At 41.8% G+C, this 9,323-nt stretch carries 6 protein-coding genes; 5 read left to right on the top strand and 1 reads right to left on the bottom strand.

Going from position 1 to position 9,323, the window contains the following annotated elements:
• Positions 1 to 2,125 (top strand): hypothetical protein (locus F6K54_RS08810; RefSeq protein WP_293076585.1); only part of this gene is annotated, 2,125 nt, incomplete at its 5' end.
• 697 nt (positions 2,126 to 2,822) lie between these two features.
• Here F6K54_RS08810 and ureC read toward each other — a convergent pair.
• Positions 2,823 to 4,532: an urease subunit alpha gene (gene ureC, locus F6K54_RS08805; RefSeq protein WP_293076583.1), complete on the bottom strand. Its 1,710-nt coding sequence runs from the start codon at positions 4,530 to 4,532 to the stop codon at positions 2,823 to 2,825.
• A 689-nt stretch (positions 4,533 to 5,221) separates the two neighbouring features.
• On the opposite strand from ureC, the gene F6K54_RS08800 reads away from it, so the two are divergent.
• From F6K54_RS08800 to F6K54_RS08785, 4 genes are all read left to right on the top strand, one after another.
• A complete protein-coding gene (locus F6K54_RS08800; RefSeq protein ID WP_293076582.1) occupies positions 5,222 to 5,515 on the top strand; it encodes a hypothetical protein in 294 nt (97 codons plus the stop codon).
• On the top strand, positions 5,481 to 6,170 hold the full coding sequence (locus tag F6K54_RS08795; protein WP_293076580.1) for a hypothetical protein: 690 nt from the start codon (positions 5,481 to 5,483) through the stop codon (positions 6,168 to 6,170). Before F6K54_RS08800 ends, F6K54_RS08795 begins: the two co-directional genes overlap by 35 nt.
• A 593-nt stretch (positions 6,171 to 6,763) precedes the next feature.
• The gene (locus F6K54_RS08790; RefSeq protein WP_293076578.1) at positions 6,764 to 7,492 is read left to right on the top strand and encodes a class I SAM-dependent methyltransferase; all 729 of its coding nucleotides are present in this window, start codon (positions 6,764 to 6,766) and stop codon (positions 7,490 to 7,492) included.
• A 444-nt stretch (positions 7,493 to 7,936) separates the two neighbouring features.
• Entirely contained in the window at positions 7,937 to 8,920 is a 984-nt protein-coding gene (locus tag F6K54_RS08785; RefSeq protein WP_293076576.1) for an aldo/keto reductase, read from the top strand.
• Positions 8,921 to 9,323 lie beyond the last annotated feature (403 nt).

The raw sequence follows: 9,323 nt of genomic DNA, 5'->3' as shown, positions 1-9,323 counted from the left end.
GGAACTTGATGAAGGAGAAATTTCTACTGTCACTGATGCAGAAGGTTACTATGAATTCAATGAGCTTGATGCTGGAACTTACGTTATAGCTCAAGAGCTTCAAGATGGATGGGAACAAACATACCCTAGTTCTCCTAGTACTCACACTGTTGAGTTAGAACAGGGCGAAGACTTAGAAGATATTGACTTTGGTAACTTTTCTCCAGAACCTGGACTACCTCTAACGATCATTGAAGACGACGGCACAGCAGCCTTTGGCAAACATTCAGAAGATAACACCTATTGGATTGTCAACAATGACACACAAGAAGAGTTGCAACTCCAAAATAAGAAAGGCAAAACCTACACCGACAGCACAAACTCTAGCTGGGATGGTGTAGCCGTAGAAACTGATGGAGAGGGTGGCTATCGCTTCCTCCTCGACGGCGCAAACAGCAAGGAGGGTAAAGGCAATGTTTGGTACACTAATGACCAGGGTGTAATCAACGGCAAGTCCGGCTGGTTATCTGGCAACGACATATTACCTATAGAATTAGAGTTCAATGTAGACCTCAATAACGATGGCGAGATTGGTGGCGAACCTGGACTAAAGATCATTGAAGACGATGGCACAGCAGCCTTTGCCAAAAATTCAGAAGATAACACCTATTGGATTGTCAACAATGGCACACAAGAAGAGTTGCAACTCCAGAATAGTAAAGGCAAAGCCTACACCGACGGCACAAACTCCAACTGGGATGGTGTAGCTGTAGAAGCTGATGGGGAGGGTGGCTATCGCTTCCTCCTCGACGGCGAAAACAAAAAGGAGGGTAAAGGCAATGTTTGGTACACTGATGACCAGGGTGTAATCAAGGGCAATTCCGGTTGGTTATCTGGCAACGACCTATTACCTATCGAATTAGAGTTCAATGTAGACCTCAATGACGATGGTGAGATTGGTGGCGAACTTGAAATTACGATCATTGAAGACGATGGCACAGCAGCCTTTGCCAAAGATGCACTAAATGACAGCTATTGGATCGTCAACAATGGCACACAAGAAAAGTTGCAACTCCAGAATAGTAAAGGCAAAACCTATACCGACAGCAAAAACTCCAGCTGGGATGGTTTAGCTGTAGAAGTTGATGGGGAGGGTGGCTATCGCTTCCTCCTCGACGGCGCAAACAGCAAGGAGGGTAAAGCCAATGTTTGGTACACTGATGACCAGGGTGTAATCAACGGCAATTCCGGTTGGTTATCTGGCCACAACCTATTACCTATAGAATTAGAGTTCAATGTAGACCTCAATGACGATGGTGAGATTGGTGGCGAATCTGAAATGAAGATCGTTGAAGACGGAGGCACAGTAGCCTTTGCCAAAGATTCACTAGATAACACCTATTGGATCGTCAACAATGGCACACAAGAAGAGTTGCAACTCCAGAATAGTAAAGGCAAAACCTACACCGACAGCAAAAACTCTAACTGGGATGGTGTAGCTGTAGAAGCTGATGGAGAGGGTGGCTATCGCTTCCTCCTCGACGGCGAAAACAACCGAGAGAGTCAAGGTTATGTTTGGTTCACTGATGACCAGGGTGTAATCAACGGCAAATCCGGTTGGCTATCTGGCAACGATCTATTACCTATAGAATTAGAGTTCAATGTAGACCTCAATGACGATGGTGAGATTGGTGGCGAACCTGAAATCACGATCGTTGAAGACGATGGCACAGCAGCCTTTGCCAAAGATTCAGTAAATGGCAACTATTGGATCGTCAACAATGACACACAAGAACAGTTGCAACTTCAGAATAAGAAAGGCAAAGGCTACAACGACAGCAAAAACTCTAACTGGGATGGTGTAGCCGTAGAAGCTGATCAGGAGGGTGGCTATCGCTTCCTCCTCGACGGCGCAAACAGCAAGGAGAGTCAAGGCAATGTTTGGTACACTGATGAACAGGGTGTAATCAACGGTAAGTCCGGTTGGTTATCTGGCGATAACCTCTTACCTATAGAATCAGAGTTCAATGTAGACCTCAATGACGATGGTATTATCGGTTCCTCCCAAAATACTGAGGAGAATGAACTTCTGAATGTGGATGAAACCCTTGTTAGTCTTGGCAGTGGAGATGGTATTCTCTTCTAACCTTGGCTCATAATTAGGGTCTGCTGAAAAAGTCTTTTTTAAGGAGTAGGGGAGCGGGGGAGTAGGGGAGTAGGGGAGTAGGGGAGAATTTTTTTGCCCAACTATGCGCTAAAAATGCTAACTTTTTGAGCATTAATATCATGTCCGGATAATTAGTGATAAAAAACTTTCTCCTTCTTTTCTTCTTTCTTCCCTCCTGAATTCTGAATTGCAGAATTGCTGAATTCTGAGTGTTTATTTATAACTGTTCAACCGGACATGATATAAGAGCTGAAAACCATCTACTTTTTCAATGCTCATTCCCTTTTCTCCTGTCTCCTGTCTCCTGTCTCCTAAATTTTCTTTTGACTTTTGACTTTTGACTGTCTTGAGTGCGTCTTATATCATGTTCGGATAATCAGTTATAAAAAACCTTCTGCCTTCTAACCTTGCTCTTTCCCTTCTGCCTTCTGCCCTCAGCATAGCTGCCTTCGATCCGCAGATATTATAAGTATTCAACCGAACATGATATTACATTCTGGAGGGGCTGTGTGCGGGATTACTTCCGCACTTTATACGCCCCGTAGGAAACCTCAGAATTACGCACTCGATGCATGACTTGTATTTTTATGCTACGTTTTGTCGTGCGGGATATAGGTTGGAACCCTTCTTTCCCTTCTGCCTTCTGCCTCCTGCCCTCTGCCTTTTTTGAAACCTCCTAAAACAGAAAATATCGCTGTGCCATCGGTAAAACTGTTGCAGGTTCACAAGTTAACAACTCCCCATCTGCTCTAACCTCATAAGTTTCCGGGTCAACTTCTATTTCTGGCAAAGCATCATTTAACTTCATATCTTGTTTACTAATTTGCCGAGTATTTGCTACTGCAACTGCTGACTTTCTCAACTGTAGTTGAGCATCAATACCACTTTCCAGGGCAGCTTGAGAAACAAAAGTTAAAGAAGTAGCAGCGATCGCTCCCCCAAAACTACCAAACATTGGCTGCATAACCACCGGTTGTGGAGTAGGAATACTTGCATTCGCATCTCCCATCTGAGCATAAGCAATAGTTCCTCCCTTAATCACAATTTCCGGTTTCACCCCAAACATAGCAGGTCGCCACAAACATAAATCTGCCAACTTTCCCACTTCCACCGAACCCACATACTCAGCAATACCATGAGCGATCGCTGGATTAATTGTGTATTTTGCCACATAACGTTTAGCACGCAAATTATCATTTTCCCCAGACTCTCCACTCAAATGTCCGCGCTGAATCTTCATTTTGTGAGCTGTTTGCCAAGTTCTAATAATCACCTCTCCCACACGTCCCATGGCCTGGGAGTCAGAAGCAATCATACTAAATGCTCCTAGATCGTGCAATATATCCTCAGCAGCAATAGTTTCTCGGCGAATACGAGACTCTGCAAAAGCCACATCCTCTGGAATATTTCGGTCTAGATGATGACACACCATCAACATATCCAAATGTTCTTCCAAAGTATTGAGAGTATAAGGACGAGTCGGGTTAGTAGAAGAAGGTAACACATTTGCTTGACCACAGACTTTGATAATATCTGGAGCGTGACCACCTCCCGCACCTTCAGTGTGATAAGTGTGAATTGTCCTGTTTTTAAAAGCTTCTATGGTGGTTTCTACAAACCCTGCTTCATTGAGAGTATCGGTGTGGATAGCAACTTGCACATCGTATTCATCCGCAACATTTAAGCAGGTATCGATCGCCGCCGGGGTAGTTCCCCAATCTTCATGTAATTTTAATCCCATCGCCCCTGCTAATACTTGTTCAACTAGAGCTTGAGGTTGACTGCTGTTACCCTTGCCCATGAAACCCAGATTTACCGGAAAAGCTTCAGCAGCTTGCAACATTCGGTAAATATTCCAAGGACCGGGAGTACAGGTAGTCGCATTAGTACCTGTGGCAGGACCTGTTCCTCCCCCTAACATAGTTGTGATACCAGAAGCGATCGCTGTTTCAATTTGTTGAGGGCAAATAAAATGAATATGGGTATCAATGCCACCTGCCGTTAAAATCATGCCCTCACCCGCTACAACTTCAGTTCCCGGACCGATGATAATATCTATATTATCTTGGATGTAGGGATTGCCTGCTTTGCCAATTTTGCAGATTTTACCATCTTTGATGCCGATATCTGCTTTGACAATTCCCCACCAGTCGAGAATGAGAGCGTTGGTAATGACTAGAACCACTGCGCCATCGGCATTGGCAATGGGAGATTGTCCCATGCCATCGCGGATGACTTTGCCTCCACCAAATTTTACTTCATCGCCATAAGTGGTATAGTCTTGCTCGACTTCTATAAATAATTCTGTATCAGCTAGACGGACGCGATCGCCTATTGTTGGTCCATAAGTTTCAGCATAGGCGCGACGGTTTATTCTGTAAGCCATATTTATTATTTCGTAAAATTAAACTCAGTTATTATGCGATCTTAACTACTTTTTGGCGTTGATTTATTGTTAACAAATTAACTCCTTGAAAGCATTGAAATATCAATCTTAGCCGATAATGGTAACTTGTTCAAGGAGGCTATTCAGTAATGGATAATGGATAATTGATAATTGATAATTACCTCTGGTTAAAACCGAGAGGATTGAATATCAGGAGATATTATTTCTTTTCTCTTGGTCGATTGGATATGGCGAGGAGACCCGCTCTTGACAGAGCCGCTCCGCTTTATATAGTCATTTAACTTTAGATTGAGACAAAGCTTTCTTGCTCTGAGGAAGTTTCAGACGAAAAAACGTCTCATTTTTAAGTTAAACAACTATATGTTGCGGAGCAAAACGCCATCCCTCGACCGCTTTTTTCCCTTAAAAGGGGAGGCTTTAAACCAGAATTATTTAATAATTAATAATTAATAATTAATAATTAATAATTCGGTAACTGTTGGCTATCATCTGGTATGATATCATGTCCGAATAATTAGTAATAAAAAACTTTCTCCTTCAACTCCAGTTCTTCTTCTTTCTTCCCTCCTGACTCCTGACTCCTGACTCCTACGTCGTTATTTATTTATAACTGTTCAACCGGACATGATATTATTTATGATAATCTCTAATTATCTATTTGGTTAGAAATGGCCAGGAAGCAATATAATTGTCCTTTAGCTGAAAGGTTAAACTGGTTTGAAACAACGCGCACACCAGTAAATGCTTGTCCACTGAATGTTTCAGTGGTAGGGACGTTCGCATTTTTGTTGAGTTTAGCGGTAACGAAAATGCGAACGTCCGTACACCAGATTTATCAGAATATCCCTGAATTTAGGATACAAACACGAGATGGTAGAAAAAAGGACAGTAATGGTAATCCGATAACAAGGAAAGGAGAAACCTGTTATGATGAGAAAAGATATTATGGAGCAGATTGCTGAAAGCTACAAAGTAATGCTAGCTTATCACCAGCAGATCGGAAGTCTGTTTAAAGTTCTAGATAATCGCTTTGCATCTGAGCAGAACGCGAAAAAACTTTTACCTATATGTGCAAATAAACTTTTCGCGGTTTGTGATTATCAGTATATGTTTTTAGATAATTATAGTTTATTGAATCATCAAGTTCCTTATGATTCAGGGCTACCATTTTGGTTAGGTCGCTTTTATGTTAATGCCGATCATTTAGTAGACGATACTCCTATTGACGATTATCCAGCAAAACAAGTACAGCATCTAGCCTTTGTCTGGACTTGGGTAGGATGTGACGATCCAAATTTAGTTGATGCAGATCAACCCGAATGTTGGATTGCGATTATCGATCCACAGCCTACTAATCCTGAAACTCGGATTTATGATGTTGCTGAAATGGTGTGGAAATGGATTCGCATTGAGACAACAACAGAACAAGAAGCTGACGGATGGATTTTCGGTCGGTTTTATCCTCACGAGTTTGGGTGTGAACTCAACGGTTCTTGGCAAGTAAAGCGTTTTCCTTTGCAGGATATTTCTAGTATATATCAAATCTACCAGCTAATAGTCAATCCGTTAACTGAAAGGATAGCTCAGTTAGCAGGAGGCGAAAGCATCAAGAGCTAGTGCCGCCATGCGGAAGTCAAAAGTCAAAAGTTAAAAGTCAAAAGTATTGCTTAGTAAAGCTTTTAGGATTTTGTAACCAGTTATTACCGCCATCAAGAGCTAGTAGCAATTTCGAGCTTTGCTTTAATTTTGTTGTATTCCTTAAGGCAGCTAACAATAATTGCGTGTTTTGAGTAAAAAAGAAAGTCATATCATGTCCGGTAGCATCGGAGCGTGTATAAAATTAAGGTAACAATGAAAGAAAACCTTCTGCCTCCTGCCTCCTGCCTCCTGCCTTCCTTCCACCAAAGTCTAATTATTCAACCGGACATGATATCAACTATAAGTTGACAGGAGTATTATGACCAGAAAATTAGGTCTCAAGCCTCCTATCCTGCCCTTTAAAGGGGATAAAAAAAGCGGTCGAGAGATGGCGTTTGCTACCGCAAAGCTTTCCGTTCCGGAATGCTACCGCAAACACTAACAGCGGAGCGGCTCTGATAAGAGCGGGTCTCCTCGCCATATCTAATCGACCAAGAGAAGAAAATTCAATATTTCAAGCCTCCCTATTCCATGAGGTACTGATAACTGATAACTGATAACTGATAACTGAAATGAAATATCCGTCAACATTTGTAAATCCTCTAGATATAGATTCACGCAACTCAGAGTTTGCAGGCCCCTATGAAATTGAGCGCCAACATCTATTCAAACTTTTCCCTGGTTTAGATAGCCAGTTCCCATGCCTTGAAGTAGGTGCTGTGATTGACAATGGGGGTGTTTCATACGCGGATATGGCAATGCTAGCAGCTCTTACACTTTGGCTTCAGCCCCAGCGAGTTCTAGAGATTGGTACTTATCAGGGTTGGACATCCCACAATTTGGCTCTCCAATTAAGAGGTGATGCAGAATTAGTAACTATTGACTTACCAGATGGTCAGACTCCTCGCCTCAATTCTAGTGGATGGAATGCACAATTCTTTCCGGAAGATAAAACGCCACTCCTGTTTGAAGGTCGTTCAACAGCTAACCGAATTAAGCAAATTAAGGAAGATACAGCTAACCTAAGTGCGGAAGATTTTTCAGATAAGTTTGACTTGATTTTTATTGACGGATCGCATTCATACCACTACGTTGAGAACGATACTAAGTTAGCTCTATCTGTTGCCAATGAGCAAGCTATTATTCTTTGGCATGATTATGGAATACCTGCACGTTGGTCTGGTGTGACCGAGTATTTACTCCAATCATCTCGCGAAGGGAACTTGTACCCACTTTATTGGCTTAATCAGAAAATAGACCCGGAAATTAACCTTGTTCTCTACATTCGAGGTCTGAATTGAAGAAGGCAGAAGGCAGAAGGCAGGAGGCAGAAGGGAAAATTCCATAGGGATAGTCTTCGACAAGCCGCTCCGCGTCTACGCTCCCCCAAACAATTAATTTTGAGCAACGCGAGTGATGGTGGAGTATTATATCATGTCCGGTTGAATAGTTACACTTAGGAGGAAGGAAGGCAGCTATGCTGAGGGCAGCTATGCTGAAGGGAAAGAAAGGTTTAAAGATAGAAAGTTTTTTTGTCACTAATAGACATCTCCAAAAATCAAAAATAAAATCAATTCTTATCCATAAATTATCAATTATTCCCCTATTCCCCTCCTGGGAGGGGGAGGGGCGAGGGGTAGGTTCCCTGTTCCCTGTTCCCTCTTTTCTGGAGATGTCTAATTATCCGGACATGATATTAAACCCATAAGGTAAATGATAATTAAATAAAATCAGAAAACGTAACCATGAAAAAGCGTCAATTAGGAAAAACCGAGATCAAAATTAGTGAAGTAGGTTTAGGAACTTGGCAACTGTCAGGAGATGTCTGGGGTAAAAAAACGGAAGCGGAATATATCCAGGCAATTGAGGTTGCTTTAGATGCAGATATTAATTACTTAGATACGGCTTTAGAATATGGAAATGGCTATTGCGAACAGGTGATTGGGAAAGCATTACAGGGAAATTCATCTGTAGTAATTTCTAGTAAAATTCCACCTCAATGCGATGATTGGTCCCCCAAACCTCAAAGTAAGATTGAGGATTACTTTTCCCCAAATTGGATAATTAATCGTTGTGAAACTAGCCTCAAAAATTTGCAGCGAGAGTGCATTGATATTTTATTTTTGCATACCTGGAATGTAGCCTGGGGGCATTGTACAGAATGGTATGAAGCGATGGTGAAGTTGAAAGAACAGGGTAAAATTAGAGCAATTGGAATATCCGTTGGCGATCGCCGCGCGAGTGAAGCCAATAGTCACATTGAAGCTGGACGAATTGATGTTATTCAAGCGGTTTATAATATCATGGAACAAGAACCTGAATATACATTATTTCCGATGGCTGAAAAACATCGTGTGGGTATCATAGCACGCTGTCCATTTAGTTCGGGTGCATTAGTTAGTAATTGGACACCAAATCATAAGTTTCCAGAAGGGGATTGGCGCGGATTATGGACTCCCGAAGATTGGGTAGCTAAACAGGTAGAAATGGTTAATCTGATTAAGCCAATTGTTAAGGATACTGATTTATCTATGTCGGCGATCGCTTTAAAATATATTCTCAACCATCAAACTGTTACTTCTGTGATTTCGGGTTCTTCTTGTGCCGAACATATTCGCTTAAATGCTTCTGTAGCTGCATTACCTAATCTTTCGGAAAACATCTTTGGGCAATTGCAACAACTTTGGTTCAATGGAAAAATACACGGAACTTACAATGGTGGGGCTTGACATACTCCTGACAGCCCATATTCTGCACTAGAAAATGTAGGATAAAAGAAAGAGTCAGGAGTCATATAGAATCCGGTTGAATAGTTATTGTATAGTTGGGAGTGGGGGAGTAGGGGAGTGGGGGAGTGGGGGAGTGGGGGAGTGGGGGAGATTAAATATTTAAGTAATTATAGAATTATCAACATATACTATATAACCGGATTCTATATCAGAAGTCATAATTTAGGAGAAAATCATAGCCGTCATGATTAAGTAAACAATTAAGCATAAATACTTGCTTGATTGTTTATATCAAATCCGTTTAATTCGGTATAAAAAAATGTTCCATCTTCAACCATTACCAAATATTTCTCCATCTCCCCATCTCCCCATCCCCCCATCTCCCCATCTACCAACTATACAA

Source organism: Okeania sp. SIO3B5 (assembly GCF_010692555.1).
In the GTDB taxonomy this organism is placed as follows: Bacteria; Cyanobacteriota; Cyanobacteriia; order Cyanobacteriales; family Microcoleaceae; genus Okeania.
Note: the sequence above shows the minus strand (reverse complement) of the source record. Positions and strands in the feature narration are given on the sequence as shown.